Origin of the sequence: Citrobacter sp. RHBSTW-00029, from assembly GCF_014104295.1 — a bacterium.
Taxonomy (GTDB): Bacteria; Pseudomonadota; Gammaproteobacteria; order Enterobacterales; family Enterobacteriaceae; genus Citrobacter; species Citrobacter youngae.
Genome location: NZ_JABXRT010000001.1, coordinates 2522121 through 2547558 on the forward strand (window position 1 = coordinate 2522121; position 25438 = coordinate 2547558).

Sequence of the window (25438 nt, forward strand, 5' to 3'; positions counted from 1 at the left end):
TGTCACCAGTTGCAGTCTGTTTGTCCGTAATCCTGTTCACTGAAGCCAGATACCGGAAGCGCACAGCGACGCCCACCTCCGGGAGCGGATGGAGTTTGCCAGGCTTCTTCGAAATGCCGATCAGGTCCAAAGAACGTTGCCGCCTGTTTGACGTATTCAGTACCAAGCTTGCCCGTCGTGCGGATGTAGGCCGCGTAGCGCTGCACGCCCGCCAGCAGCTCTGATGCCGTTGCGCCGTCGGCGATGCGAGCCTTCCAGTGTTTATAGGCCGTTGCTTTTGGATTGCCACCAGCGCGTTTTGGGTATGCTTGCCAGGCGGCTTCGAACTCTGGAGAGTATTCCTGTCGCGCTGCTGGTTTCGTACCACTGGTTTTTCCAGATGATTTACTACTTCCGGAAATGGCTGTCGGTGTAGCGGCGCCAGCCGATGCACCAAGAGTGTTTTTAATCTCTGTAGTAGTCTTTGTTGTAGTAACCATTAGAGAGCGGGCGTTTTTCCCCTCATCCATCGGTGCATCCTGCACTTGTCGATCAGGGCAACTTGCCCCGTTCGATGAGGGCACCTGTTCCGCATCATTAAGCAACTCGCAATCATGGTTGATGGTGTAATAATTTGTCCGGTCATGCTGGGACTTATTGAGCTGCTCGACATCGAGACATCCCTGTTTGACGAGTGATGTAAAAGCGCGTTTAACGGTATCTGCCGACCAGAACGGGAATTGTTTTACCCACGACTCATAGCTGTTGAACACCCAGCGGCGACCAGAATGGATAACTCCCTGTTCTTTGTCGTTAATCCAGTAGTTAACCTGCTGCAATACGATCGCTTCGTTCAGGCCGATACGCGTAGCAAGCTCAGGGTTGATGACTAGAGGGCGAAAATTAAAAAGCATGCTCATGCTGCACCCGCTAACTCAGTATCGTGAGTAAACTTGCCATCCCAGCGCTTCTTCATCGGAAGGTGCCCCTTGAGATAGTGTCGGTAAATCCACACCGCGCCTTTGCGCAGCAGGAGCGGCTTGAATGTGTCGCGCATATCGCCGTCGTCCTGCTCTATCTGCCCGGTACGCTCACTGAGGTAGAGATCGCGTGCATAGTGATGAACCCGCCAGCGCGGATATTTAGCATTTGGCTGGTCGTCATAGAGCCAGTTATGTTCGAACAAAAACGCATTAACCTGCTGGACGTTGACGCCGTTCAACTGCTTACAGAACTGGCAAGGAGACATACCCGGCTGAAAAAGGTTTTCGAGGTGCTCGATATACTTTGCCTGGCGCTCGACGTATCCAAGTGCTCGACGGGCAGCTTCACGTTCGTCTGCCCATGCGCGGGCAGCAGCCACTTCATCTGAAAAATCAGGGAGATCATTGGACGGAGTAAGGCTGTATGAGCCAGTTGCTCTGATTGATGGCAGCACATCAGCAGTGACCCAGCGTTTGAAGCGCTTAGCCTGCTTTTTGCGACTTCCCATGATTGCGGTATACAACCCGGATTCATTGATAACTGATTGATTTGTATAGTTACATCCTATAAGGATGGTTTGATTATCTTTATCCTCATCATCAATCAGCTTTGTCATCGCCTGCGTCTGGCTGTAACCAAGCGCAAGGGCAACATCCGCGGCCACAAACCACGGAACATTGTTAATCAGCAAGGTCCGAACTGAAGCCAGCAGCTCACCAGCATCAGACTTAAAGTCGAATGTTTTGATAGTGGTATTCATTATTAGCCCCCTGTTGTTCGTTGTGACATGTCACACCTCTGAGGAGGGATGTGGGAAAATTTCTTCGATAAAAACCTTGCGTTCTGTTGTGCTCAAAGCGGTGGCGATGAGATGGCATGTCTCAATATCAGGAACTCTCCGGCCAGATTCGTAGTGGCAAATGGAGCTTTGTGTGTGACCTATACACTTAGCTAGCTCGCACTGAGTTAAGCCACTGGCAATACGCAGATTTTTAAGATTGCTCATTTTGGTCTCCCGTAGTTTAAGGAGATATTACATATTGTATTTGAAATCATCAAGGAAATATTACATCATGTGCATTGAAACCTTATCACATACTGTAATAATATGAGCCTATGAAAACAGAATGGTATGAACTGGCAAAAGCCAGAATGTCTGAGGTGGGGATTACACAAGCCCAACTTTCAGAGGAATTGGGTGTTACACAAGGTGCTTTGAGCCACTGGCTTAACGGCAGGAGATCGGCTTCGCTTGCTGAAATAGGATCGATTTTCCGAATTCTTGGCATTGTCGGTGCAACCCTCAACATAGATGGTTCCTTCACCGTAGGAGCTGGACAATTTGTTGAGCCTCCTAAACCTCATTATGAATACCCTGTTTTCTCTCACGTTCAGGCAGGTATGTTTTCGCCAGAGTTCAGAACCTTTACGGAGCGCGATGCAGAAAGCTGGGTTAGTACAACTAAAAAAGCCAGTGATCATGCATTCTGGCTTGAAGTTGACGGGCACTCTATGACAGCTCCTACCGGTTCAAGACCAAGCTTTCCAGCCGGAATGCTCATCCTTGTTGATCCTGAAGAACCGGTTGACCCTGGAGATTTTTGCATCGCCAGGCTTGGCGGGGATGAATTCACCTTTAAGAAATTGATTAAAGATAGTGGACAGGTCTTCCTTCAGCCGTTGAACCCTCAGTTTCCAATGATACCCTGCAACGAGCATTGCAGAATCGTTGGCAAGGTGGTCGCATCACAATGGCCTGAAGAGACATTCGGATAAAACATTCTGTAAAATACTCACTCCCGGCTCATGCCGGGATTTTTTTTGTCTGGATATCAATGCCACTAATTAAATACACTTTGAAATCAATCGCTTTCAATAAATAATTAAATTTTATTTCATTTTGTATAGACATAGTCAATTACGTTTTGTAATATCAGTTCATCGGCAAATTACGGAGCCAATGAGATGAACATAACCTCCCAACCAAAACCAACCAGCCAGGAATTTGATATTCACGCCAAGCTTAAAGCAGCTAATTCGCATTGGTCCTATTGTTATGCTGTTCAGCCTTGCGAGAAAGGATTTAATTACCAATTTAATACAACTTTTATTGGTGAGATGGAATTCGCTGTTTACGAACGTATCGATAATTATTTTGTTTTGGTTGATTTCTTTAAGTCATACGATGAAGCATGTGATGATGCTAAAAAAATCATTGATGACCACCCTGATCTTAAAAGAATGTTCTCTGCTATTTAATTAAAACATTAATTAAATCAAGAAATCATAAATAACACCTTAATCGGTGGGACATCACTCACCCTGAGGAAATGCAAATGAATATTATCGTCAGAAATGAAGTCGTGAATAACAAAGCCCATCCAGCCAATCAGGATGACGACATTCTTTACATAAACAAAGCCCACAAAACAGCAGAGTGTGCCAATAAATATGCACATGAACTCCGTGCTGAATTTACCCAGTTGCTTATGCCAGCAATCACACGCACTGATGTGAAGGTAGCGGGAAGATTCACCTCATTACTTAATGAGCTTTGCTTCATGACAAAAATGACGATGGAGAACACCTCAAAGGGGGGGGCAATAATGACGTTTCTGAAAGATAAAGCAGCACACAAGACAGCAAAACTTTTCGCCTCTTATGGAAATAGTTATCTGCATATTGCAAACCTTTTTCTGCGCAAGGCTTACGGGCGGTAGTGACAATGAAAAACAACACCATTGAAATTTATCGCCGCCGCATTGCTATTGCGACATTAAACCGAATGAAGCGCAAGACAGGAGGTTATTGTCTCTCCGTAAATATGCCCGATGACAATATTCAGGTTATCGAGATTAACGAAGAATCAATGCTGAAACTTTTGCTGCGCTTCGAAAAACAGGCTCGGACTGAATTCAACACAGAAGCGGAAACATTTCTTCGCCAGACGTATATGAAAAGCGTCGATATCAATGGACACACCGAATATCTGACCGAAACCGGAAAGATGATTGTTGACGAGATTTTTGCGGAGTTAATTAAACACGCGAAAGAGAAATACGTATGTGGAGGAATTAACTGATGACCTCACAACAAATAATTATGCCCGGGATTCAGATCCCCCCCCAGTCCTCAACCCTCAACGTGGATCTGCACGTCCTTCCGGACTTCACCGGGCGTGTTGTTCTTTATATCGAAAACGGCCGTGTTACATGCGATCGCCGGCTTTTTGAAGATGAGCATATTTGCGCTCTGGACACTTTTATCAAAATGGCTCGCGAAGCCGGGTTACGTATACAGGAGCTAACTGGTGGCACTGACAGCAATTCGAATACCTGAACGCGTACACCTGCAGGCGATGCAGGTCCTGCTGCGATACCGACGGAAGCGAGTATATGCACGACGTATGCGACGCACCGGATTTCTCAGTCTGAAGGTTAATCCGCGCTGGCGGATGCTATCGAAAGACAATGGCCGCAACTGGGAAGTAATGAGTCATGAAACGTATAACGGAGAATTAAAACGATGAGTACCAACAAAAACGACAACGTAAAGCAGCTAGTTGCCCGACTGAAAGAAATACAGGAGCAGTCCGGTACGCACATCCCCGCGTGGATGCTCGATGAAAATCGTTACGGCAAAGGTACGCTGACAACTGAAGAGCAGCATGAATGGGCTGAAACCGTTTGTCACTCCATGCGCGGAACTGTCGCCCTTACCTACCTGATTGAATGTGAAAAACGCTGGGGCCTCCGTGACGGTGAGTATCAGTTTAAAACCGGTGAGTTTGTTTTCGGCTTAACGCGGGAGCTTATCGAAAACCTGCTGGTTGAACACGTTGAAGGCGCACTGATCGAGCAAAAACCACAGGAGCGATATCTGGCTGTATTCCAGTTCTACTCCGCCAACGATCAGCGCCAGAAAGAAGACGGTCATTCGTGGTTCAGCGGTTTTCTCGACGAGATGCTTATAGATCTTGCTGTTCGGTTACGTGTCGGCGAAGCAATACCCGTTCAACACATTTTGCACTGAGGTAAATGATGATGAAAAACCAACTTATGGCCTTTAGCTCAGAAGAACTCAATTTTTCTATGAGCGGAATTCTTTATGAGGGAAAACCAGCCTTTGACGCTGTAGAACTGGCTAAATCCCTCGGTTATACGAACCCAGCAAAAGCGCTGAAAGACCACTGCAAGGCGTTGATTAAACTTGATTATAACGAATCGTTAGAATTGGGTTTTGGTGAAAAACCGCGCGGTACTCAGCTGGCTGGTCAGGCCGACTTGTTCCGCCTTATCCTGCGAAGCCAGCTTCCATCGGCTGAACGCGTACAGGACTGGGTTTGTGAGGATGTACTCCCTGCCATCATGACCACAGGCACATACAGCAAAGAAGTGCCAGTAGCTAAATCACACCAGCAGGAAATCAGCATGAACCATGACATTCTTTCACTGGCCCGCGTTGTGGCCGAAGCAACCGCATCAGCGACGATGAAAGCAGTAATGGAAGTGAGTGGCGCCAACCTGGTTGCTGCTTCGCCTGTATCTTCCTCTCTACCACAACGGCGCATTAGTTCGACTGAATTCGTGAATACCGATGCCGAATTCGTTCCGGTACACAAAGTGTCATGGGAAACCAGTCTGTCCGATCCTTCGTGCCGTCGTCTTGTTCAGTTCGCAAACCTGCCCTCCAGACAGTTGCCGGGAGTTCGTGGGCTGTGCGTACATCGTGAATCGTTCATTCACGCATTTCAGGTGCTGCTGGAAGAATCCGTTCGCCCAAGCGGTAAACGCAAGCGCTGGCAACATCCTGAATTTGGTGGCTTCGTTCTGCGTAAGGATCCGAAAGAGATCTTCGTGGAGGTGGAAGCATGATCCTCCAGTCGAAACTCATTCGCGCAGCTCTGGTATGCGCAGCAAAAAATGATGTCCGTTACTACCTGAATGGTGTGCACATCACTCCGAAATATATCGAGTCGACTAACGGGCATGTAGCCCTGCGCATGGAGCACGGCATCCGGACGAAGAAAAACATCATCGTCCAGTTTGAAGGCCCGGTTCCGGCGAAAGCGGAAACCACTGAACTGGTATTTAACAAAGAAGCGTTTGCCATTCACCGCGACGCATTCGAACGCCGGATTTCGATCACCGGCATCAAACTTGTTGATGGTCGCTTTCCTGATATGGAACGCGTCATCCCGAAAAAAGTGGATTTCAGTATCAATCCGGTTATCCAGGCTGAATACCTCAGTTATCCGGAAAAGATGTTTGGTCGCGAGCGGAAGTTTATTCCCATCCAGTTACGCCCTTCCGGTGAGGCTGGAGCGGTTCGCATTCAGTTCGATCCAGTGATCAACACTGCATACGGTAATCCTGAGTTCGTCGTGATGCCATGCCGTGATGATGCTTTCAAAATTATTGAGGAGCATCTGGCATGAAAATCGAATATCAGGACTATGGCGCCGTAGCGAACATCGTGATCACCAGCACTGTGTTTGAGTTCCGTAAACATAACCGCGTGGTCGATACCACGCTTTTTTCAACCTTAGGAATAGTTGCAAACCGTAGTGGAATGTTCTTCATGAAGACGGTTTTTTCCGGTAAATCTCGCGACATGCTGCGGGCCTACAAAACAATCCAGCGAGAGGTGACAAGATGAAATCATTTCTCCTGTCCATGCTGTTTGCCCTGTTATTGGTGGCCGTCGTGTTCGGCGCGCTGATTGAATACAAATTTTTGATGGATTTCGGGGGTTAGTCGTGAAAACAGGACAACATTCAGCCTATCCATGCCCACGCATCGATACTCCCCGTGGCATGACTTACCGCCAGCACCTCGTTGTGCAGATAGCGCCGGTAATGCTCACGAATTTTTTTAGCAATGATGCCTGGCAGGATTACGACGACCTAGCCAGAACTCTGGTGATGGCTGTAGATGCCATCATCGAAGCTGAGCGGGAGACGGCGAAATGAGCAAAATCACTAACCCTGTCGTGCTTATCTATAAGCGCGAAAACAGTGACACCTACGCTGTTGCGATTACAAGTGGCAGCCAGGACTATCACGTCGCCATTCTCATGGCGACGATGGAACCGGATATGACCGGTGATGATGTGGATACCTGGAGCAAAACCGGTTACTACATGGCGGCGGAGATCGAGCGACTAAAACAAGCCCTGTCTTCTGTGGAAAGCAACCTGATTGATTCTGAATGCCATGTTGCCGAACTGGAAGAAGCACTGAGAGACAAAGAATTGCAACTGAATATTAAGTCAGGGCTGATTAACGATGTTACCAATGGTAAGCAATTGACCATCACCCTGCCAGATACTGGTTCAAAAGCATTCTGGAGCGGTACAGGCAAAAGCGAGGCTTTCCATCCGGAAACCTATAAGCGCTGGGCGAAAGAAGCTATAGAACGAGCCTGTATTATCGCCGGGATCGGCGTGGAGGTGAAGTTATGACCACTACGACGCCAATAATGACCGCCTCCGGAAGTGTGCAGTTTCGCCACTACATGGTGACCGTTCACGCTATTGAACGCTATATCGAACGCATTGGTGGCGACGTGGGGAATCTGATCCTCGACCTCAAAAACGCCTGGGTATTTGATGTCAGCAAGAAAGGAATTCCCCGCTCTTTATGCGCCTCAGTCGCACGCTGCGAACGTGAGGGTGGGTACGGACTCAGACATGACAAGGCTATTTTTCTGATAAAACCCAAGGCGCGCCAGCATGTCATTGTGACGACGTTATCTGCAGAGGTGAAGTAATGCACAAAGCATTTGAAATATGGGTGCGCCAACGGTACGGGAGCCGTTACGACCTTACGCGAGATTGCGACGGTTTTTACTGTAGGGAAGTGGTAAAGCGGATGTTTGATGTGTGGCGCCACTGCCGTGGCCTTGACTTGGTGTGAGGCGGGTATATGAGCAATGTTATTCAGTTAGCCCCCAACGAGTGGGTTTGTGAAAGCGTTCTTATCGCGGTTACCGGGCTCAAGCCCGGAACCATCACCCGCGCCAGAAAAGAATCCTGGATGCTGGGCCGCGAGTACCTGCACATTTCACCAGACGGCAATCCCAAGCCTTCTAGCGAATGCATGTACAACAGAAAAGCAGTTGATCAGTGGATCGAAGCTCAGAAAAAAAATCAACCGGGTGCGCATCGGACATGAAAAGAAGTACACTCGCCGGTGCTCCTGGACGTCAGGAGGGAATAATGGCTAATGCATCGTACCCGATAGGCGTCGAAAACCACGGCGGTTCACTCCGCATCTGGTTTCTATATAAAGGCAAAAGAGTCAGGGAAAACCTCGGTGTCCCTGATACTGCAAAGAATCGCAAGATAGCCGGCGAGCTTCGATCTTCTGTTTGTTTTGCGATAAGGATGGGGAATTTTAATTATGCAGAAAAATTCCCAAACTCACCGAACCTTGCCCGGTTCGGTCAGGATAGTAAGGAAATTACTGTGCTGGAACTTGCTGAAAAATGGTCAGAGTTGAAGCGAATGGAAATCAGCTCAAACACCATGAGTCGGTACGAATCCATCATAAAAAACATGCTTCCACGCATTGGCGAAAACAAAATGGTTTCTGCAGTGACCGCCGAGGATTTGCTGTATGTGAGGAAAGAGTTGCTGACAGGTTTTCATGTCATGAAAAAGGATCACCGGACACAGGTTAAAGGCCGGAAGTCATCCACAGTCAATAATTACATGATGCTAATGGCCGAGATCTTCCAGTTCGGAACTGATAACGGTTATGCAAAAGAAAACCCGTTTAGCGGAATTAACCGCCTCAAGAAAGCTAAGGGAGAACCCGATCCACTCACGTCAGACGAGTTCATCAGGTTTATCCAGGCATGCGGCCACCAGCAGATGAGAAATCTCTGGTCACTGGCAGTCTATACCGGAATGAGGCATGGGGAGTTGTGCGGTCTGGCATGGGAAGATATCGATCTCCATGCTGGTACCATTACTGTAAAACGCAACCTTACCCAGACGGATGAGTTCACCCTGCCAAAAACCGAAGCAGGGACTGACAGGGTGATTTATCTCATTCAGCCAGCTATTGATGCCCTGAAAAACCAGGCCCAGTTGACACGCCTTGGCCGGCAGTATGAGGTTGAAGTGAAACTGCGGGAGTATGGCCAATCAGCCATTCATCCATGCACTTTTGTCTTCAGTCCTCAGTGCGTCAAACGTGGACCTCGGACAGGATATCACTACGCGGTTAATTCGATTAATAAAATTTGGGCCCCAATAGTCAAGCGCGCAGGCATTCGTTATCGTAACGCCTACCAATCCAGGCATACGTATGCATGCTGGTCATTGTCAGCCGGGGCAAATCCAAATTTTATAGCAGCTCAGATGGGGCATACCGATGCCCAGATGGTGTACAAAGTTTACGGTAAGTGGATGTCAGAGAAGAGTGCTGAGCAGGTGTCGTTGCTCAACCAAGCGCTTTCGCGTTTTGCCCCATCCATGCCCCATGAGCTTTTAGCAGCACAGTAGAATTATTGAAAATCATAATGTTAGTAGAGCTATTACTACATTTTTATAACACGCGGCACGAATTGCCCTCGACCAGAAAGACAGCTTATGGTGTGATCGGGGTTCAATAAATCGCTAAACAGGGTATACTCCAGCGGTTTTCTTAGTTGTTTATTGTACTAAACGCTCCCGTGAGAGGATGCTACTGCGCACCTATGACACAATTCGCTTCTCCTGTTCTGCACTCGCTGCTGGATACAGACGCTTATAAGTTGCATATGCAGCAAGCCGTTTTTCACCACTACTATGATGTACAAGTAGCGGCTGAATTTCGTTGCCGTGGCGATGACCTGCTCGGTATTTATGCCGATTCTATTCGCGAACAGGTGAATGCTATGCAGCACCTGCGACTGCAGGAGGACGAGTACCAGTGGCTCTCCGGCCTGCCTTTCTTCAAAGCGGATTACCTCACCTGGTTACGTGATTTCCGCTATAACCCGGAACAGGTTTGCGTCACCAATGACAACGGTAAGTTGAACATTCGCTTAACCGGGCCATGGCGCGAAGTGATCATGTGGGAAGTTCCGCTGTTAGCGGTGATAAGCGAGCTGGTACACCGTTATCGCTCGCCCGAATCAGGCGTCCCACAGGCACTGGCTGAGCTGGAAAACAAATTAGCAGAATTCTCTGCTTTAACGAAAGATGTCGATATGTCCCGCTTCCATCTGATGGATTTCGGTACGCGTCGTCGTTTTTCACGTGAAGTCCAGCAGGCTATCGTTAAACGCCTGCAGCAAGAGCCGTGGTTTGTTGGCACCAGCAACTACGATCTTGCCCGTCGTTTGTCATTAACGCCGATGGGAACCCAGGCGCATGAATGGTTCCAGGCACACCAGCAAATCAGCCCTGAGCTTGCCACCAGCCAGCGCGTTGCCCTGGCCGCCTGGCTGAACGAATATCCCGACCAGCTCGGCATCGCCCTGACCGATTGCATCACCATGGACGCGTTTTTGCGCGACTTTGGCGTTGAGTTTGCGACCCGCTACCAGGGTTTGCGCCACGACTCTGGCGATCCGGTGGAATGGGGTGAGAAAGCCATCGCCCATTATGAAAAACTGGGCATTGACCCGCAAAGCAAAACGCTGGTGTTCTCCGATAACCTCGATCTGAATAAAGCGATTGAACTCTACCGCCACTTCTCTTCTCGCGTGAAGTTGAGCTTTGGTATCGGGACACGCCTGACGTGTAACATCCCCCAGGTTAAGCCGCTGAATATCGTTATCAAGCTGGTCGAATGTAATGGCAAACCGGTGGCGAAGTTATCTGACAGCCCGGGTAAAACCATCTGCCATGATAAAGCGTTTGTGCGCGCGCTGCGCAAAGCCTTCGATCTCCCGCATATTAAAAAAGCCAGCTAGTCCTTCCAGGGAGCCACTTTGGCTCCCTTTTCACGTTTATTTCCGAAATCTTTCACTCCAGCTACGAATTCTGCTTGTCTGATTGCAGATGCCAGGTAACATAGGTATCCCCCCCATTATGGGTGGACATGTGTTTATATATCCGACTATTAACAGAGAGAATATTATGAGCGTTGTGCCTGTAGCCGACGTACTCCAGGGCCGCGTAGCCGTTGACAGCGAAGTCACCGTGCGCGGATGGGTGCGTACCCGCCGAGATTCAAAAGCTGGCATCTCCTTCCTCGCCGTTTATGACGGTTCCTGCTTTGATCCTGTACAGGCCGTCATCAATAATTCTCTGCCCAATTACAATCAGGACGTACTGCGCCTGACGACGGGTTGTTCAGTTATCGTAACGGGTAAAGTCGTTGCATCACCTGGACAAGGACAGAGCTTTGAAATTCAGGCCACTGAAGTTGAAGTCGCGGGCTGGGTTGAAGATCCTGATACCTACCCTATGGCGGCTAAGCGTCACAGCATTGAGTATCTGCGTGAAGTGGCGCATATGCGTCCGCGCACCAATATGATTGGTGCGGTAGCGCGCGTACGTCATACGCTGGCGCAAGCGCTGCATCGCTTCTTCCACGAGCAGGGTTTCTTTTGGGTATCTACTCCGCTGATCACCGCTTCCGATACGGAAGGTGCGGGTGAAATGTTCCGTGTTTCTACGCTGGATCTGGAAAACCTGCCGCGTAACGATCAGGGTAAAGTCGATTTCGATAAAGACTTCTTTGGTAAGGAAGCGTTCCTGACCGTTTCCGGTCAGTTGAACGGTGAAACTTACGCCTGCGCCCTGTCCAAAATTTATACCTTTGGACCGACTTTCCGTGCGGAAAACTCCAACACCAGCCGTCACCTCGCAGAGTTTTGGATGCTTGAGCCGGAAGTCGCTTTTGCCGATCTGAACGATGTTGCAGGTCTGGCTGAAGCAATGCTGAAATACGCGTTCAAAGCCGTACTGGAAGAACGTGCGGATGATATGAAGTTCTTCGCCGAACGTGTCGACAAAGACGCGGTATCACGCCTGGAACGTTTTATTGATGCTGACTTCGCGCAGGTGGATTACACCGATGCGGTAAGCATCCTGGAAAAATGCGGCAAACAGTTTGAAAACCCGGTTTACTGGGGTGTTGATCTGTCTTCTGAGCATGAACGCTATCTTGCCGAAGAACACTTTAAAGCGCCGGTGGTTGTTAAAAACTATCCGAAAGATATTAAGGCGTTTTATATGCGCCTTAACGACGACGGTAAAACCGTGGCGGCAATGGACGTGCTGGCACCGGGAATCGGTGAAATCATCGGTGGTTCTCAGCGTGAAGAGCGTCTGGACGTGCTGGATGCCCGTATGCTGGAGATGGGTCTGAACAAAGAAGATTACTGGTGGTATCGCGATCTGCGTCGCTACGGTACCGTTCCGCATTCCGGTTTTGGTTTGGGCTTTGAGCGTCTGATCGCTTATGTCACCGGCGTACAGAACGTCCGCGATGTTATTCCGTTCCCGCGTACACCGCGTAACGCCAGCTTCTAACGTTGTCGCTTTAATCATAAAGGCCAGCACTGCTGGCCTTTTTTCGCTCAGCGCATTGCTGTATTTGTCGCCTTAGATGGACTCTCATCCCGCACTAAACTCAACCCGTAAATTCCCCCTTCCTGTTACGCAATGTTTCACTGCAACATTTGAGAACAAAAAATAATCACTATTTTTATTGTGGATTAGCACTTCATGATCAAATAGAGCATTTATTACCCATTCGCACGGCATTCTGGACGGCCAAAATATGCATTTGTAAAAATGGTTCTTTTTTGCGGGGCTAGATAAAAATGTTGTTAGCAAAATTAAGTATAAGAAAATCATATAAATAGATAAAACTGAGCAAAATTCAATCGCAGGGACACCTGAAATTTGAAGTCGTTCACAAAGTTGCATAAAAATAACATTTTGTTACACATTTTTTCTTTTTGAAACTAAATCTTTATATTTGTAGCACTTTGAGAGTAGCGAAACGGTAGTTTGAATGGAAAGATGCCTGCAGACACATAAAGACACCAAACTCTCATCAATAGTTCCGTAAATTTTTATTGACGGAATTTATTGGCGGCAGTGGCAGGTGTCATATAAAAACCGATGAGGGTAATAAATAATGATGAAGCGCAATATTCTTGCAGTGGTTATCCCTGCTCTGCTGGTAGCCGGGGCAGCTAACGCTGCAGAAGTTTATAACAAAGATGGCAATAAAGTAGACATCTACGGTAAAGCTGTAGGTCTGCACTATTTTTCCAAGCACAACGGTGACAACGCCTACGCACCTAATGGCGATCAGACTTACGCCCGTCTTGGTTTCAAAGGGGAAACTCAGATTAACGACCAGCTGACCGGTTACGGCCAGTGGGAATACCAGTTCAGCGGCAATAACTCCGAAGGCGGTGACGACTCTCAGAATGGGAACAAAACCCGTCTGGCGTTTGCTGGTCTGAAATTCGGTGACGCAGGTTCCTTCGATTACGGTCGTAACTACGGCGTCGTATACGATGCACTGGGTTACACCGATATGCTGCCAGAATTCGGTGGCGATACTGCGGCTTCCGACCAGTTCTTCTCTCAGCGTAACGGTGGCCTCGCGACTTACCGTAACTCCAACTTCTTCGGTCTGGTTGAAGGCCTGAACTTCGCTGTTCAGTACCTGGGTAAAAACGAGCGTGATGACGTTCGTCGCTCTAATGGTGACGGCGTTGGCGGTTCTGTAAGCTACGAATTCGAAGGCTTCGGTATCGTCGGTGCATACGGCGCGGCTGACCGTACCGATGCCCAGCAAAACCCGCTTCTGCGCGGCCATGGCGACAAAGCTGAGCAGTGGGCTACCGGCGTGAAATACGATGCTAACAACATCTACCTGGCAGCGAACTACAGCGAAACCCGCAACGCAACCCGCATTTCTAACGGTTATGCGAACAAAACTGAAGACGTACTGTTAGTTGCTCAGTACCAGTTCGACTTCGGCCTGCGTCCGTCCCTCGCCTATACCAAATCTAAAGGTAAGGATATCGAAGGTATCGGTGACGTAGATCTGGTGAACTACTTCGAAGTGGGCGCGACTTACTACTTCAACAAAAACATGTCCACCTATGTTGATTACATCATCAACCAGATCGATTCTGACAACAAACTGGGCGTAGGCTCTGACGACACCGTTGCAGTGGGTATCGTTTACCAGTTCTAATAGCAGACCTCTTTGCTAAATGCCTAAAAAACAGGACTTCGGTCCTGTTTTTTTATATCCGCCAGCGGATTCTTGCGTCTTCAAAAAACACCCCTGCTTTTCGTCACTAACGGTTGGCATTTTGTAAATCTACCGTTAACCTGATAGCGGACTTCCCTTCTGTAACCACAATGGAACCTCGTCATGTTTGAGAACATTACCGCCGCTCCTGCCGACCCCATTTTGGGCCTGGCTGATTTGTTTCGTGCCGATGACCGCCCGGGGAAAATCAACCTCGGAATCGGTGTATATAAAGATGAGACAGGCAAAACGCCGGTACTGACCAGCGTTAAAAAAGCCGAGCAATATATCCTGGAAAATGAAACCACCAAAAACTATCTTGGCATTGACGGTATTCCAGAGTTTGGTCGCTGCACTCAGGAATTACTGTTTGGTAAAGAAAGTGCTCTGATTAATGAAAAACGCGCGCGTACCGCACAGACCCCTGGTGGTACGGGTGCCCTGCGTGTGGCCGCTGATTTCCTGGCAAAAAACACCAGCGCAAAACGCGTGTGGGTCAGCAACCCAAGCTGGCCGAACCATAAGAGCGTATTTAATTCTGCTGGTCTGGAAGTGCGTGAATATAACTATTACGATGCTGCAAACCATTCACTGGACTTTGATGCGTTGCTGGCAAGCCTGGCTGAAGCACAAGCTGGCGACGTCGTATTATTCCACGGATGCTGCCACAATCCGACCGGTATCGATCCGACGCTGGAGCAGTGGCAAACGCTGGCTCAGCTGTCAGTCGAAAAAGGTTGGTTACCACTGTTCGACTTCGCCTACCAGGGCTTTGCGCGTGGTCTGGAAGAAGATGCAGAGGGTCTGCGTGCATTCGCCGCGCTGCATAAAGAGCTGATTGTCGCCAGCTCCTATTCCAAAAACTTTGGTCTGTACAATGAGCGCGTAGGTGCCTGTACACTGGTTGCAGCTGATGCTGAAACCGTTGACCGTGCCTTTAGCCAGATGAAATCGGTAATTCGTGCGAACTACTCCAACCCGCCAGCCCACGGTGCATCCGTAGTCGCCACAATTCTGAGCAACGATGCGCTGCGTGCCATCTGGGAACAGGAACTGACTGACATGCGCCAACGTATTCAGCGCATGCGTTTACTGTTTGTCAATACGCTGCAGGAGAAAGGTGCAAACCGCGACTTCAGCTTTATCATCAAACAGAACGGTATGTTCTCTTTCAGCGGCCTGACAAAAGAACAGGTTCTGCGTCTGCGTGAAGAGTTTGGTGTCTATGCCGTCGCTTCCGGACGTGTAAACGTCGCAGGAATGACGCCAGATAACATGGCACCGCTGTGCGAAGCGATTGTTGCAGTGCTGTAATCTATCGCGTACAAAAAAGGCCGCAATCGCGGCCTTTTTATTTATCTGCGGTGTTACCAGACTGGCATTTCATCCTGCAGGAACGGGTTATGTAGCCGTTCGTTACCCAGCGTAGAAAGTGGGCCGTGACCCGGGATAAACGTCACGTCATCACCCAATGGCAAGAGTTTACGTTTAATCGAATCAATCAATTGGCTGTGATCCCCACGCGGGAAATCACTGCGCCCTACGCCGCCTTTGAAAATCACGTCACCCGAAATCAGTAACTTTGATTGCTCATCAAAGAAGACCACATGTCCCGGTGTATGACCCGGGCAATGCAGCACCTGTAAGGTTACGTTGCCGACGCTAATCCGATCGCCTTCGTTTAGCCAGCGATCGGGCGTCAACGGCTCACAGTCACCCAGGCCAAACATGCGGCTTTGCGCAGGCAGCCCCTGCAGCCAGAACTCATCTTCTTTTTCCGGCCCAATAACCGGTACACCGTAATGCTGTGCCAGTTCAGCCGCTGCCCCTACATGGTCAAGATGTCCATGGGTAAGCAGGATCTGCATGAGCGTCAGACCGCTGGCATCGACTTCCTGTTTGATTTTCTCGGCATCACCGCCGGGATCGACCAGTGCGGCCAGACGCGTCTGCTCACACCAGATTAGCGAGCAGTTCTGGGCGAATGCAGTGACCGGAATAATACGATAGTTCATACAGCTCCTGTTTCATTAAGCTTACGGATCACCAGTGCCGTGCAGGCCCGGTGTCGATATGCACAAAGTTACTGCTGGGGTAGTATCCTACACCACCTGCGCGCATAGATAACGCAGCTTTGCGAATATTGCTTAATGCGATGCCTTCAATGTGGAAATCCATGGCCTGGCCTTTAGTGTGGTAGCTTTTCTTTGCCACACCGCGACTGCGTGCACGGAGTTCATTATTGGTATCGATGGAACGATAGCCGGAGATCAGTTGTACGGGTTTACGCGTACCCAGCAATCCCTGCAGACGGAAGAGTTGATCAAACAATCCCGGGTCGATGGATTTCACTTTATTCGCCCGAAAGTCACGGAAAAAGTGATTAAGTTTTGCTAATTCGTCCTGAATATAGCCCCTGCCATCAAAAAACTCTGCTTTAATTGACTCACCGGTATGCAGGTTATTCAGAGTCAATATACGCGGACGTGGGGTGGAGAGTGTAGCAAACGCAGGTGTAGGCAGGATGGCAGCGCCGAGGGCAATGCCACCAAGCGCCAGCAGTTTGCGGCGATTAGCGTCAAATTTGTCCATGGTATTAAGGTCTACAGGTCAATGTTATCGTATGTATGCTCTAGCGCACGCGGGAAACCTTATCTGGCTAAGTAGTCCACGTCAAGGCTCCCAAACCCAGGAAATACGGGGCTTGCAGCCATCCTGCCCCGTTTTCGTCATAACTTACGACAATCATTTTCCTCGAACTGCTTCATTTATCTGATTAATTGCTCAGCTTTCGACATGATTTGTGCGCTGGATCGCGCTGTCTGATCGTAATTGTAAATATCTGTTCGATACTGCGTACGTCCATCGCTTCCCACAAAGGCAGTCAGATAGTACAGGTTGACCGGAATATTCTGGCGGATATTTACATACCGCGTATCCCCTTGCTTCAGGGCATCCGAGATGCGCGTATCATTCCAGCCAGCATCCTGCAGCAGCATATTCGCCAGTTCCGAGGCCTTATTCACGCGCACACAGCCAGAACTTAGCGCCCGAGTATCCTTCTGGAACAAATTATGGTTTGGCGTATCGTGCAGATAAATGGCGTCCGAACTCGGCATATTGAATTTATAGCGACCCAGCGAATTACGCGCGCCCGGTGCCTGCTGGAAGCGGAACGGCAGATTTGAGGCGGTGATTGTAGCCCAGTCAACCTGCCACGGATCTATCGTCTCTTTGCTGTTCCAGCCGCGCATTACAGTATACCCGTGACGCTCAAGGTACCCCGGATCGTTCCACAATTTAGGCAGAATATCTTTTCGGGCCAGCGTCGGCGGCACGTTCCACGGTGGATTTACAACCACATTATTCAACGCGCTGCTCATCATCGGCGTTTTACGATCGGGACGTCCGACAATAACACGGGAAGCCAGCACCTGATTTCCGTTCTGATAATAAACCAGCGAGTAGGCTGGGATGTTTACCATGATGCCGGTAGACAGATCGCTCGGCAGCAGGCGCAAACGCTGAATATTTAACGCCAGTACGCCCGCGCGTTGAGCAGGCGTCACGTTCAGCCAGTCACGCGTCGCAGGGCCAATCGTGCCATCGGCCCCCAGCCCCTGCCATGTCTGAAAACGTTTCACCGCGTCAACAAGTTCGCGATCGTAGGCGCTACGCCCTTCTTTGGCAGAAGTGCTGACACCGGCGTTCAGCATTCCGGTACGACGCAGAATTTCGCGCAGCGCCGGGATATCATTACTCCATTCACCGGGACGCAACGTCGTGGTGCTGGTTAACCGTGGCCAGGGTCGCGAATCCCCCACCAGCTTCAGCAACGACTCATGCATCGCAGCATACTGTGGATGCTGAGGTGTAAGGCTGGTGATAAATGAAGTTAGCTGACCGTTGTCCAGCGCTACCTGCCATTGGTTAATAACGGAGAGCGGTGGCGTTGCCAGTGCATAAGGCTTATCGCTGTAGAGCCAGCGGCTACCTTTGACGGGGATATTGGCAATAAAGTGCAGATAGCCCATCATCGCATCAGAAAGCACAGTATCACGTGCCAGGCCTGTGACTGCCGGGTCAGTCAGTAACGCAACCCAGGCGTTAAACTGCGGCTGAAACCCGGCAATCGCCACCTCGGCTAACTGTTGTTGAAAGGCTTTTACCGCATCACGATTTTCCCACATCGGTTTCATTTCGCGTGCGGCATACAGTAATTCCAGCTGGCTCATATAAACCGGCGTATAGCCTGCTGGTAGCTGAGATTGCAATTCAGCGCGGGCTTTGTCCACAGATGTGCCATTGGGCAGAGACTGAATTCCCGCCATCACACCTGTCGCGTAAGATTGTACCTGCGGTTGCGATAACGCTGTAGGCTGTTCGCTGACGGCCGCAGAGCTGTCGCCAGGAATCATTTCAGGCTCATCAGCCTGCGCGTTGAACAGTGGAGCGAATGTTACGGCCAGGCACAAACTGATTGCCGACAGCCGACGACCACACATTTTATTAAGCAACATCCCTTGCCCCCTGTTTTCTTTATCATACTTTGAGTAGCCAGACCGCCTGTATTCCCCATTACTCTCAAGGGAGCGGGCCTGTAAAACGCCAATACATTCTGAAGTATGACGAGCAAGCCCGGTGACGCGTTAGGCTTACCTTCAGTATATAAACATCAAATCATTTTTGCCTAACCTAATGTAAAGAAGTCTAAAGAAATTACACCAGGTATCATGTGCATATCGGAAAAGAAAAAGGCGGCTTTAGCGCCGCCTTTTTACTTAGCTTGCCTGCGAAGAGGCATCTTCTATCCCAGGTAAGGGCTCAGGTAACTGAGGGGCAAAACCACGCAGACCCACCACATGAACGTGTTCGGTGTTCTGGAAGACTTTACGCACCAGTTTGTAGGTTGTGCCTTTCTCCGGGCTGATATTTTCCGGCGCAGCAATAATCAGCTGCATCTGCAAACGCTCGCACAGTTCAAACAGGGTTGCGATGGAGCGGGCATCAAGTCGTGCGGCTTCATCAAGGAACAACAGGCGGCAAGGAGAGATGTCTTTCCCGCGCAATCTGCGACCTTCATCTTCCCAGCTTTGAACAACCATCACGAGGATTGACATCCCGGTCCCGATCGCTTCACCCGTTGACAGCGCGCCAGATTCAGCGCGCAGCCAGCCGTCAGAGCCACGGTTTACCTCAACTTCCATCTCCAGGTAGTTGCGGTAGTCGAGCAGTTCTTCACCAATGGTTTGCGGCGTACGCTGTCCCATGTCAATCTGCGGATTCAGACGCTGATACAGCTTCGCCAGCGCTTCAGAGAAGGTCAGACGATTGCTGTTAAACAGATCCTGGTGCTGCTCATGCTGCTCGGAGAGTACGTCCAGCAAGGTGGCATGCGTCTCGCGTACGTTGACGTTCAGACGAACGCTGTTTACCTGGCCAAACGACACGCTTTGCAGACCCTGGTTCAGCATGCGAATACGGTTCTGTTCGCGCTGAATCGTCTTACGAATAATATTTGCCACGCTGCGAGAGCTGATCGCCAGCTTCTGTTCGCGGGAGGTTAATTCTTCCGTCAGACGGCTCAATTCAATCTCCATCTGCTCGATGGCTTCAACCGGATCGTCGGTACGGATAATATCCTGGCGAATACGTTCACGCAGATGCTGGTAAACCGCAACAAAGAACTGAATTTTACGTTCTGGACGTTTTGGATCTTCAGACATGCGCAACACATCGCGCAGATGTTCGTTATCCGCAACCGCCAGACGTAGCGCACCGAGCGCCTTATCCGACATCGAACGCAGTTCGTCACCGGAAAGATAGGCCAACTCGCGACGGTGCAGACGACGTTCCACACCGTTATCTTTCACCATCCGCATCACCGCACACCAGCCGGCTTTGGCGGTGACTACCTGCTCACGCATTTCATGGTAATCGCGCTCAAGCTTGCGCAGCTTGCGGGTCAGGTTTTCCATCTCCGCTTCGCAGAAGGTTAGCGCTTTTTCCAGTTGGTTGCGACGAGCGCGGTTATTACTGAGCTGCGCATGCAGTTCGTCACGACGAATACGCGCACGCTCTTCAGCGCCGCTGTCTGCGCGAACGCCGATATCCTGCAGTTCGCGTTGTAAATCGTTCAGTAGCTCTTTCTTGGTGTCATAAGAACTTTTCAGCGAGGCCATAACCTGATTGTACTGGCTCAACTGCGCGGCATGGCTGCGCAACGCTTCACGGGCGCGGGTACGTTCAGCTTCCGCCTGTTCCAGACGCTCACGCAGTTTCTCATTCAGATCGCTGTTACCGCTGAGCATTTCGGCGGAGTCGGAATAGCTAAAGTGCGCCCGGCGCTGTACGACTTCAGTCAGGGCAAAAGCTTGCTGACGCGCATCACGCTGCATCTGCTGAGAATACGCGTAGTCTTCTTTCAGCTGTTCAAACTGCTCAGGGTCATTTTGCAGAACCGAAACCATCGGTTCCAGTTTGGCTAACTGGTTGCCGTGCTGCTGCACAAAACGCGCCGCTTCCTGGGCTTCATCCAGACGCTCACGAATTTCGTCCACACGATCGGCCAGCGTGTCATCTGCCAGCAAATTCAAACGCGGCAGCAGGCGGTTAAGAGCAGAAACCCCCTCTTTCGCCTGTTCAAACTGCATACGGCTTTGCTGGTTATCATTTTCATGATTAGTCAGCGCACGTTCCAGTTCAACGCGACGGCCATTCAGTTGGCGAATTTCCGCTTCCGGATCGGCTTCAAATGCCACCGACAGATGGCTGCCAATAAAGCGGCTAAACGCCTGGTGCAGACGTTGGGTTTTCTGGACGTCAAAGGAGAGCGTTGCAAAACGTTCAGACAGCCCTTCACGCTCGGCATGCAGGGTTTCGATACGGCTTTCGCGCGCAGCACGACCAAAAATCGGCACCGTCGGGAAGCGGGAATAACGCCACTGACGCTCGGCGGTTTTCACCACCACCGCTTTTTCAAGTTCATCGACGCTGAAAACGCTGTCATCAAACGACTGCGGATCCCCTTCGATGAAATAGAGGTCTTCCGGGCAATCCGTCAGCCCATCAAGTTGCTCAGTAATCAGTGACAGATCCGGCACCACGATGGCATGGCGCGAAGGACCGTACAGCGCAGAGAAGTACGGCGCATCTTCAAGGCTAACATCGTCATAGATTTCAGACAGCAGCACGCCGCCGAAGCGTTCCGCCAGCGCATTGAGGCGCTGATCTTCCGCCCCGCCCGGCTGACTTAAACGTTCAATCTCTTCATCAACCGCATTTTTGCGCGCGCCGACTTCATCACGCTCAACAATGGCTTCACGCTCGCGCTCCAGCAATTGTTGCAGATACTCTGTCACATCCTGGCTGGAGGTAAATTCTTCACCACACTGTTCGCTAAGCTGGTTCAGGCTATTTTGCGCGGCCAGCCAGACAGGCGCGCGTTTCATCAGATGCTGGATACGCGATTGCAGCTGCTCCTGCTCCTGACGCAGCGTCATACGCTGTTCGCTGGCAGACGAGACGCTGTCCGACAAGGCGGCGATACGCGCTTCCAGTTCCTGGTGCAGCGCTTCCAGCTCATCGATATCGAACTGTTTACCCTGACGCTTGCAGAATTCAGCCAGCAGACGCTCGGCTTCCTGCTGTTCGCGCAGACGCTGTTCCAGCTCGCTCAAACGCATGCGCAATGGCTGAACCTGTTCCGCCAGGTGGCGCTGTTCAACGCCTTCGCGCAGCAGCTCACGCGCCACGCTCCAGGCTTCACCACGCGCCAGCGGGCCGTTGATAGCCGCCACCAGCTGATAAGCCTGTTCGAACTGGCTGTGCGCAGTTTGCGCCACGCTCATTTTTTGTTCCAGCGTCAGCAACTTCTCGGTCGCTTCCTGCTCTTTGGCCTGGAAGGTTTCCAGCCATTCAGCGGCGCTATCGGCGGTCAGATCCGGTAAGTGGCAAAGCTCTTTGGCTCGGCTCAGTGCCTGAATCGCCTGAGTGTACTGGATGGCGCGCGTTTGCTGAACGTCCAGCGCCTGCTGGTAATCGGCCAACTGGCTTTTCAGCTCATCCACTTCCAGCTCGGCGGCTTCCGCACGGGCTTCGTTTTCATCCTGGCGGTCAACGGCTTCCGCAACCACCTCGTTTTGTTCTTCGAGACGGACCTGCAGTTCTTCGAGATCCGCTTCATAGCGTTCAATCTTTTCCTGCTGACGCAGCGCAGTTTGCACCAGATTCAGGTGATCGCTTGCCGCCTGATAATCGGCTTCAAGATCGCCTTCTGCGCCGTTATGCTCACCCAGCTCGCGCGCCATATCTACGTGCTTATACTGCTCAGCCGCCAGCTGCTGGCGCGAGGTGTACAGTTCACGACGATATTCCAGCGCTTTGTCGAGGTGAATACGACGTTCATTAGCGTGGCGCATATAGTCTGCTGCCACATAGTTAGTCGCTTCGCTGATCAAATGCTTAAACAGGTCACGATCTGACTGGGTGACGCGAATGGCTTCCAGCGTCATACGGTTTTCACGCAGCGCCGCTTCCATATCCTGGAACGCTTTACGCACGCCGCTGTTTTCTGGCAGCAGGTAATCGCGCAGCGAGCGGGTAATGGCGCTGGAGATACCGCCATACAGTGAGGCTTCAATCAGGCGATAGAATTTACTACGGTCGGAGGCAGAGCGCAGACGACGGGCAATGATGCCCAAATCGAACATCAACGAGTGATAATCGGTTATCGAGTTGAACTGCTTAAACTGCACACCTTCCATCTCATCAAGCTTCTCTTTCAGCTCGGCGAGAGACAGAACGCGAGCCTGGCGTTCGTTCAGGGTTTCCGTAACCAGTTGGGTTGGTTGCACCGACATCGGCAACCCCTGAATCGCAAACGGCTTGATGTCCACTTTACGATCGCGCCCGGCAACCTGCTGCAGACGCACGCCAACGACCACACGCTGATGGCGCGAGTTGAGCACGTCAAGCATCGAGTAACAGACACCTGCTTTCAGCTTTCCGTGCAGACCTTTATCGCGTGAGCCGCTGGTTGCACCGGCTTCGGTGGTATTACGAAAATGCAGCAGGGTTAAATCCGGGATAAGCGCTGTAACGAATGCCGCCATGGTGGTGGATTTACCCGCCCCGTTCCCACCCGACAGCGTGGTAACCAGCTCATCAAGGTCAAACGTACGGGCAAAAAAACCATTCCAGTTAATCAGCGTAAGTGAGCGAAATTTACCGCGTTCAATCATTATTCTTCTTCTCCACTGTCCGGCTGATTCTCTTCGGGCTCATCGTTGAGCTGCAGGCGGTTCTCGACCGGCATCGCTTCGCCATCACGAATTAAGCGACGCTGCGCTTCGCGCGGATCGTCACCGCTGCGCACGTCCGCGCCAAAGCGGAAGACTGATTCCGTAATACGGAATTTGCTACTGTCGTGACCCATAAACCACACCATGCCTAAACGACGCAGGCGGTTAAGTGAAGAACGCACTTTTTCCTGGAGTTTCTGGCGATCAACGTCCGAACCGGTCGAACGGTTGTTCACCAGCTTCAGCAGTTTGGCTTCATCCGCCAGCGTTAGCAGCTCGTCGTACAGCTCTTGCTGAGTAAAAATCCCTTCGTTCGCCAGACGTTCCGGGCTGAGATAGAGATAGCAAAGAATTTTACCGACCATCATGTCCAATTCAGACAGGACCGAACGGGGAATGAGCGTCGTTGAACGCGGACGAAGGTAGAAGAACCCTTCCGGCGCACGGATCAATTCCACGTTATAGCGGCTGTAAAACTCTTCAAAATATTCCTGAAAATCCATCAGGAAGGCATGATTATCCAGTTCATCCAGGCCGATATGACGACCCGAACGTAACGCGCTATCCAGCGCCGGAAATAACGGATTCGCCAGCGCCTGCGCCAGCTTGACCGGCATCACTTGTTCAATATTTGTCAATGACATGCGCCTGTACCTTGGCTCCGTAATCATTAATCGGCTGCCATTTGGCTGGCAGTCCGGTGAAGTCTGCTTGCGCTACGCCAAGACGTACCGCCTGATCGATAACAATACGCGCAACGTCGAAGTGACGCGCACGTGGATATTGCGCCAGATACTCGCGCACGACCAATCCGAGATCCAGTGGCGTTTGTCTGGATTTATAGATAGCCAACTGCTCTTCGATAATTGCCGCCAGCTGTTCGCGGATCTCATTAAATTCTTCATATTCCAGATCGGCCGGGAGCTCACCGGTGACCTCTTCATCACGCAGCACCATCTCTTCGTCACGCATATCCAGCAGACGATCGGCATTGGCATAGGTCAACGCCCACGGATCGTCAAAATAGCTCTGGACAGACTGACGTAAACGCTGGGCAAAGACGCGATTTTTGTCCATATCAATAGCGGTACGGATAAACTTGTGCACGTGACGATCGTAGCCGATCCACAAATCGATGGATTGCTGACCCCAGCTGATAATACGGTCGAGCTTGCTTTGCAGGTCGAACACCAGCCGGTCGACGAAATGCAAATCGTCATGAGCCATCGTCGCGTCCTGAATGCGTAACAAGTTCGCCTGGAGCTTATCGCCTGCGGCTTCCAGCGTATCCTGCAGTTCACGCAGCGTACCAGACGTTTCAGACAGCAGCATTTCACAGCTGGAAATTGCCGCCCGCCAGTCTTTGTTTAGCAACTGTGCGATGTCGTCTTTTACCTGCTGCTGCTGTTCATCCATGATGCGCTGGGTCAGATCGATACTGTCGAAAATTTCCGCTACCGAATACTTCAATGGTGCATAGACGTTGCGGTGCCAGTGGAATTCATCACCACCTTCTGCGGCGGCATCTGCCGCGCGCTTCAGCTCACCAGCAACAATCGACAACTGCATCGACAAACGCAATGTAGAGAATTCGCGCTGACGAATATAGTAATCCGTGATGCCAATCCCCAGCGGCGTTAAACGATAAATAGCGTTACCTTCCGCCTGCTCGCTGGTAAAGCGGTTCAGCAGACGTTGACGTACCATGTCGTTAATCGCGTTATTGGCGCGAACACCGATGGTTTCGCTGGTTTGCTCAAACGCATCACTCACATGGCGGAACGCATCCACCAGCTCGCCTTCGCTCATCTCACCGTCAAGTCGCTCACCGTTCAGCGTGGCTACCGCCAGCAGGAACGAAAGTCTGTCTACCGGCAGAGAGATGGAGAAGTCATTTTTTCTGGCCCAGGCAACCAGTTCGGGGACTGTCTGGGAAAATTCACTCATA

At 50.6% G+C, this 25438-nt stretch carries 27 protein-coding genes and 1 pseudogene; 19 read left to right on the forward strand and 9 right to left on the reverse strand.

Features of this window, described 5'->3' with window-relative positions; all coding sequences use genetic code 11:
- Nucleotides 1-2 precede the first annotated feature (2 nt).
- The 3 genes from HV041_RS25085 to HV041_RS12525 are packed head-to-tail and all read right to left on the reverse strand — an operon-like array spanning nucleotide 3 to nucleotide 1969.
- Entirely contained in the window at nucleotides 3-899 is an 897-nt protein-coding gene (locus tag HV041_RS25085) for a hypothetical protein (RefSeq protein ID WP_226813990.1), read from the reverse strand.
- A complete protein-coding gene (locus HV041_RS12520) occupies nucleotides 896-1723 on the reverse strand; it encodes a BRO family protein (RefSeq protein ID WP_115643645.1) in 828 nt (275 codons plus the stop codon). Before HV041_RS12520 ends, HV041_RS25085 begins: the two co-directional genes overlap by 4 nt.
- 30 nt (nucleotides 1724-1753) lie before the next feature.
- The gene (locus HV041_RS12525) at nucleotides 1754-1969 is read right to left on the reverse strand and encodes a helix-turn-helix transcriptional regulator (protein ID WP_115642643.1); all 216 of its coding nucleotides are present in this window, start codon (nucleotides 1967-1969) and stop codon (nucleotides 1754-1756) included.
- A 110-nt stretch (nucleotides 1970-2079) separates the two neighbouring features.
- Here HV041_RS12525 and HV041_RS12530 point away from each other — a divergent pair, with 110 nt between their 5' ends.
- The 19 genes and pseudogenes from HV041_RS12530 to aspC all read left to right on the forward strand — a co-directional run bounded on the left by HV041_RS12530 (nucleotide 2080) and on the right by aspC (nucleotide 15502).
- The gene (locus tag HV041_RS12530) at nucleotides 2080-2739 is read left to right on the forward strand and encodes a LexA family transcriptional regulator (protein WP_080100507.1); all 660 of its coding nucleotides are present in this window, start codon (nucleotides 2080-2082) and stop codon (nucleotides 2737-2739) included.
- A gap of 189 nt (nucleotides 2740-2928) precedes the next feature.
- The gene (locus HV041_RS12535; protein ID WP_115642642.1) at nucleotides 2929-3222 is read left to right on the forward strand and encodes a hypothetical protein; all 294 of its coding nucleotides are present in this window, start codon (nucleotides 2929-2931) and stop codon (nucleotides 3220-3222) included.
- Nucleotides 3223-3299: 77 nt separating this feature from the next.
- A complete protein-coding gene (locus HV041_RS12540; protein ID WP_182294292.1) occupies nucleotides 3300-3683 on the forward strand; it encodes a hypothetical protein in 384 nt (127 codons plus the stop codon).
- 5 nt (nucleotides 3684-3688) lie between these two features.
- Nucleotides 3689-4045, forward strand: a complete 357-nt coding sequence (locus tag HV041_RS12545; protein WP_094542910.1) for a hypothetical protein — start codon at nucleotides 3689-3691, stop codon at nucleotides 4043-4045.
- Nucleotides 4045-4302: a hypothetical protein gene (locus tag HV041_RS12550; RefSeq protein ID WP_094542911.1), complete on the forward strand. Its 258-nt coding sequence runs from the start codon at nucleotides 4045-4047 to the stop codon at nucleotides 4300-4302. The genes HV041_RS12545 and HV041_RS12550 overlap by 1 nt, the downstream gene beginning before the upstream one ends.
- Nucleotides 4274-4492 carry a hypothetical protein gene (locus HV041_RS25090; protein WP_141211288.1) on the forward strand — a complete coding sequence of 73 codons (219 nt, stop codon included), beginning with the start codon at nucleotides 4274-4276 and terminating at the stop codon, nucleotides 4490-4492. The genes HV041_RS12550 and HV041_RS25090 overlap by 29 nt, the downstream gene beginning before the upstream one ends.
- Nucleotides 4489-4995 (forward strand): hypothetical protein, encoded by a 507-nt coding sequence (locus HV041_RS12555; protein WP_165712269.1) that lies wholly within the window; start codon nucleotides 4489-4491, stop codon nucleotides 4993-4995. Before HV041_RS25090 ends, HV041_RS12555 begins: the two co-directional genes overlap by 4 nt.
- Nucleotides 4996-5006: 11 nt before the next feature.
- A complete protein-coding gene (locus tag HV041_RS12560) occupies nucleotides 5007-5837 on the forward strand; it encodes a Bro-N domain-containing protein (RefSeq protein ID WP_165712267.1) in 831 nt (276 codons plus the stop codon).
- The gene (locus tag HV041_RS12565) at nucleotides 5834-6400 is read left to right on the forward strand and encodes a hypothetical protein (protein WP_016150517.1); all 567 of its coding nucleotides are present in this window, start codon (nucleotides 5834-5836) and stop codon (nucleotides 6398-6400) included. The genes HV041_RS12560 and HV041_RS12565 overlap by 4 nt, the downstream gene beginning before the upstream one ends.
- Complete coding sequence (locus HV041_RS12570) at nucleotides 6397-6621, forward strand: hypothetical protein (protein ID WP_115643248.1); 225 nt, start codon at nucleotides 6397-6399, stop codon at nucleotides 6619-6621. The genes HV041_RS12565 and HV041_RS12570 overlap by 4 nt, the downstream gene beginning before the upstream one ends.
- Before the next feature lie 100 nt (nucleotides 6622-6721).
- Entirely contained in the window at nucleotides 6722-6934 is a 213-nt protein-coding gene (locus HV041_RS12575; protein ID WP_108361452.1) for a hypothetical protein, read from the forward strand.
- Nucleotides 6935-7245: 311 nt separating this feature from the next.
- Nucleotides 7246-7425, forward strand: a pseudogene (locus HV041_RS25095) (ATPase); the annotation flags it as partial.
- Nucleotides 7422-7733, forward strand: coding sequence for a hypothetical protein (locus HV041_RS12585; protein WP_016150521.1), 312 nt, complete (start codon nucleotides 7422-7424; stop codon nucleotides 7731-7733). The pseudogene HV041_RS25095 and the gene HV041_RS12585, both read left to right, overlap by 4 nt.
- Nucleotides 7734-7888: 155 nt before the next feature.
- Entirely contained in the window at nucleotides 7889-8137 is a 249-nt protein-coding gene (locus HV041_RS12590; protein WP_165712263.1) for an excisionase family protein, read from the forward strand.
- A 44-nt stretch (nucleotides 8138-8181) separates the two neighbouring features.
- A complete protein-coding gene (locus tag HV041_RS12595) occupies nucleotides 8182-9474 on the forward strand; it encodes a site-specific integrase (protein ID WP_165712261.1) in 1293 nt (430 codons plus the stop codon).
- Nucleotides 9475-9668: 194 nt separating this feature from the next.
- A complete protein-coding gene (gene pncB / locus HV041_RS12600) occupies nucleotides 9669-10871 on the forward strand; it encodes a nicotinate phosphoribosyltransferase (protein ID WP_048212127.1) in 1203 nt (400 codons plus the stop codon).
- Between the two features lie 166 nt (nucleotides 10872-11037).
- Nucleotides 11038-12438: an asparagine--tRNA ligase gene (asnS, locus tag HV041_RS12605; protein WP_048212128.1), complete on the forward strand. Its 1401-nt coding sequence runs from the start codon at nucleotides 11038-11040 to the stop codon at nucleotides 12436-12438.
- A gap of 613 nt (nucleotides 12439-13051) precedes the next feature.
- Complete coding sequence (gene ompF, locus HV041_RS12610) at nucleotides 13052-14128, forward strand: porin OmpF (RefSeq protein ID WP_048212129.1); 1077 nt, start codon at nucleotides 13052-13054, stop codon at nucleotides 14126-14128.
- 183 nt (nucleotides 14129-14311) lie between these two features.
- Complete coding sequence (gene aspC / locus HV041_RS12615; protein WP_061067624.1) at nucleotides 14312-15502, forward strand: aspartate transaminase; 1191 nt, start codon at nucleotides 14312-14314, stop codon at nucleotides 15500-15502.
- Nucleotides 15503-15555: 53 nt separating this feature from the next.
- Here the strand turns inward: aspC and HV041_RS12620 are convergent, their stop codons facing one another.
- The 6 genes from HV041_RS12620 to mukF all read right to left on the reverse strand — a co-directional run bounded on the left by HV041_RS12620 (nucleotide 15556) and on the right by mukF (nucleotide 25437).
- Complete coding sequence (locus tag HV041_RS12620) at nucleotides 15556-16203, reverse strand: MBL fold metallo-hydrolase (protein WP_003831949.1); 648 nt, start codon at nucleotides 16201-16203, stop codon at nucleotides 15556-15558.
- Nucleotides 16204-16231: 28 nt separating this feature from the next.
- Nucleotides 16232-16780, reverse strand: a complete 549-nt coding sequence (locus tag HV041_RS12625; protein WP_003831948.1) for a YcbK family protein — start codon at nucleotides 16778-16780, stop codon at nucleotides 16232-16234.
- A 176-nt stretch (nucleotides 16781-16956) separates the two neighbouring features.
- Complete coding sequence (gene ldtD, locus HV041_RS12630) at nucleotides 16957-18708, reverse strand: L,D-transpeptidase (RefSeq protein WP_101742839.1); 1752 nt, start codon at nucleotides 18706-18708, stop codon at nucleotides 16957-16959.
- A 261-nt stretch (nucleotides 18709-18969) separates the two neighbouring features.
- Nucleotides 18970-23430 (reverse strand): chromosome partition protein MukB, encoded by a 4461-nt coding sequence (gene mukB, locus HV041_RS12635; protein WP_121584421.1) that lies wholly within the window; start codon nucleotides 23428-23430, stop codon nucleotides 18970-18972.
- Nucleotides 23430-24134: a chromosome partition protein MukE gene (gene mukE / locus HV041_RS12640; RefSeq protein ID WP_016152457.1), complete on the reverse strand. Its 705-nt coding sequence runs from the start codon at nucleotides 24132-24134 to the stop codon at nucleotides 23430-23432. The genes mukB and mukE overlap by 1 nt, the downstream gene beginning before the upstream one ends.
- On the reverse strand, nucleotides 24115-25437 hold the full coding sequence (gene mukF, locus HV041_RS12645) for a chromosome partition protein MukF (protein WP_048212134.1): 1323 nt from the start codon (nucleotides 25435-25437) through the stop codon (nucleotides 24115-24117). The genes mukE and mukF overlap by 20 nt, the downstream gene beginning before the upstream one ends.
- Nucleotide 25438: the final 1 nt, after the last annotated feature.

Excerpts from the sequence above, each read along its gene's own strand:
- HV041_RS25085 (WP_226813990.1), bottom strand. The coding sequence starts at position 899 with ATGAGCATGCTTTTTAATTTTCGCCCTCTAGTCATCAACCCTGAGCTT.
- HV041_RS12535 (WP_115642642.1), top strand. The coding sequence starts at position 2,929 with ATGAACATAACCTCCCAACCAAAACCAACCAGCCAGGAATTTGATATT.
- pncB (WP_048212127.1), top strand. The coding sequence starts at position 9,669 with ATGACACAATTCGCTTCTCCTGTTCTGCACTCGCTGCTGGATACAGAC.
- asnS (WP_048212128.1), top strand. The coding sequence starts at position 11,038 with ATGAGCGTTGTGCCTGTAGCCGACGTACTCCAGGGCCGCGTAGCCGTT.
- HV041_RS12555 (WP_165712269.1), top strand. The coding sequence starts at position 4,489 with ATGAGTACCAACAAAAACGACAACGTAAAGCAGCTAGTTGCCCGACTG.
- HV041_RS12540 (WP_182294292.1), top strand. The coding sequence starts at position 3,300 with ATGAATATTATCGTCAGAAATGAAGTCGTGAATAACAAAGCCCATCCA.
- HV041_RS12560 (WP_165712267.1), top strand. The coding sequence starts at position 5,007 with ATGAAAAACCAACTTATGGCCTTTAGCTCAGAAGAACTCAATTTTTCT.
- HV041_RS12545 (WP_094542910.1), top strand. The coding sequence starts at position 3,689 with ATGAAAAACAACACCATTGAAATTTATCGCCGCCGCATTGCTATTGCG.
- ompF (WP_048212129.1), top strand. The coding sequence starts at position 13,052 with ATGATGAAGCGCAATATTCTTGCAGTGGTTATCCCTGCTCTGCTGGTA.
- HV041_RS12570 (WP_115643248.1), top strand. The coding sequence starts at position 6,397 with ATGAAAATCGAATATCAGGACTATGGCGCCGTAGCGAACATCGTGATC.
- mukF (WP_048212134.1), bottom strand. The coding sequence starts at position 25,437 with ATGAGTGAATTTTCCCAGACAGTCCCCGAACTGGTTGCCTGGGCCAGA.
- HV041_RS12530 (WP_080100507.1), top strand. The coding sequence starts at position 2,080 with ATGAAAACAGAATGGTATGAACTGGCAAAAGCCAGAATGTCTGAGGTG.
- ldtD (WP_101742839.1), bottom strand. The coding sequence starts at position 18,708 with ATGTTGCTTAATAAAATGTGTGGTCGTCGGCTGTCGGCAATCAGTTTG.
- HV041_RS12620 (WP_003831949.1), bottom strand. The coding sequence starts at position 16,203 with ATGAACTATCGTATTATTCCGGTCACTGCATTCGCCCAGAACTGCTCG.
- HV041_RS12595 (WP_165712261.1), top strand. The coding sequence starts at position 8,182 with ATGGCTAATGCATCGTACCCGATAGGCGTCGAAAACCACGGCGGTTCA.
- mukB (WP_121584421.1), bottom strand. The coding sequence starts at position 23,430 with ATGATTGAACGCGGTAAATTTCGCTCACTTACGCTGATTAACTGGAAT.
- HV041_RS12625 (WP_003831948.1), bottom strand. The coding sequence starts at position 16,780 with ATGGACAAATTTGACGCTAATCGCCGCAAACTGCTGGCGCTTGGTGGC.
- HV041_RS12550 (WP_094542911.1), top strand. The coding sequence starts at position 4,045 with ATGACCTCACAACAAATAATTATGCCCGGGATTCAGATCCCCCCCCAG.
- HV041_RS12520 (WP_115643645.1), bottom strand. The coding sequence starts at position 1,723 with ATGAATACCACTATCAAAACATTCGACTTTAAGTCTGATGCTGGTGAG.
- aspC (WP_061067624.1), top strand. The coding sequence starts at position 14,312 with ATGTTTGAGAACATTACCGCCGCTCCTGCCGACCCCATTTTGGGCCTG.
- HV041_RS12565 (WP_016150517.1), top strand. The coding sequence starts at position 5,834 with ATGATCCTCCAGTCGAAACTCATTCGCGCAGCTCTGGTATGCGCAGCA.
- HV041_RS12590 (WP_165712263.1), top strand. The coding sequence starts at position 7,889 with ATGAGCAATGTTATTCAGTTAGCCCCCAACGAGTGGGTTTGTGAAAGC.
- HV041_RS12585 (WP_016150521.1), top strand. The coding sequence starts at position 7,422 with ATGACCACTACGACGCCAATAATGACCGCCTCCGGAAGTGTGCAGTTT.
- HV041_RS12525 (WP_115642643.1), bottom strand. The coding sequence starts at position 1,969 with ATGAGCAATCTTAAAAATCTGCGTATTGCCAGTGGCTTAACTCAGTGC.
- mukE (WP_016152457.1), bottom strand. The coding sequence starts at position 24,134 with ATGTCATTGACAAATATTGAACAAGTGATGCCGGTCAAGCTGGCGCAG.